Annotated in this window: 1 protein-coding gene; it reads right to left on the bottom strand. The window is 38.9% G+C overall.

Going from position 1 to position 1310, the window contains the following annotated elements; genetic code table 11:
* Window positions 1–194: 194 nt before the first annotated feature.
* Window positions 195–1067, bottom strand: coding sequence for a hypothetical protein (locus tag J7J62_06285; GenBank protein ID MCD6124761.1), 873 nt, complete (start codon window positions 1065–1067; stop codon window positions 195–197).
* Window positions 1068–1310: the final 243 nt, after the last annotated feature.

Raw genomic sequence — 1310 nt, forward strand, 5'->3', positions numbered from 1 at the left:
TTAAGAACCTGGCCAGGGCAAAGCGCTGCCTGAGAAATTGCATCAATTCCTCATCAAGGGCTATATCTGTATTAATCTCTACAGTCGTAACCGCTTCTATGAAATTTTCTTAAAAGCAGACCATTCCTGGTTCGGATTCAAAATAATCTTTCTCATAAAATAAAGCAAAATAGGAGCCTTAAGCCCCCACAAAACTAATATGTCTTCATGGTTTTTAATTTCCTTGCCTGAAGAAAAAGTTGCTTTGCTTCCTCACCCTCAGGCAAAAAGTCTTTAAACAGTTTAATATATTGAGTATAAGCTTCTTCTAACCCTTTGTTTAAGGCAGTATTTCCTGCCTGAGCAACTGTTTGATAGGCCAGTTGAAGCGCAGCTGGTTGAGAGGCATTATCAGAATATTCTACTTCAACCTCTATAGGCTGCTCAGGAATATGAAATTCTAAAGACTTTATAAATAACTTTTCTCTAGTAAGAGGTTCTATTATCTCTAAGACAAGCTGGCCCGTGTAACGAGCATGTCCAACACAGCTAATTCTACCTTTTCCCAGGGTAATTCCCATCAAGGCTGCGGCTGTTGGTGATCTTTTAGCAGTCTTACAATTTACAGGAACATCGCTCCTTAAATGAATTTCTGGTACTATAAGAAGGTCTATATTCCTTTTGTTTTTATAGGTCATAACTTCCAGGGATTTAAAAGCACTCACAACTTGATAGCCCTTTTGCAAAGCAATTGCCTCAATTGATTTTAGAAGATTTGCCCTAAACTCATCTGGCAGTTCCTGGGTAACCCCTTCGGCCTTAGGCTGTTTTCCCAATAACTGCAAAAACGTAACAGACGGAGAAATTGCTGGAGGTGGAATCTCTCCTGTTTTTCCCTTAATTTCTCCACCCGGTTCAAGCAAGGCAGTCTTAATCCCTAAACCGCCTTTTAAACTTCCAGAGATGACTTTAAAGTTTGGACTATAGCTGAGTGGATTTACCTTGACCACTTTTGGTCCAGATGCGCAACCAGAAATAGAAAATATTAAGAAGATACAACCCCCAAAAACCCTTAGTATGGATTTCATAAGCCTACCTCCTGATAATCTTCATCGTATAAATATCCCTTTCAATAATTTATGTCAAGTTTTTTATTAAGCCCAAAATCCTCGTTTCCCCTACAAGAAACCCCGCAAGCCTGTCTGTCCCCGCCTGCTGTCGGGCAGGTTTCCAAACCCGATAAACTTTCTTGTGATTTGCTTTAAAAGATAACTTTTTTAGAAATTGACAACTTTCAGGATTAAAATTATACTTTTTTCAAAAAGGAGAAT

The organism is bacterium (assembly GCA_021159335.1).
Classification (GTDB): Bacteria; UBP14; UBA6098; order B30-G16; family B30-G16; genus JAGGRZ01.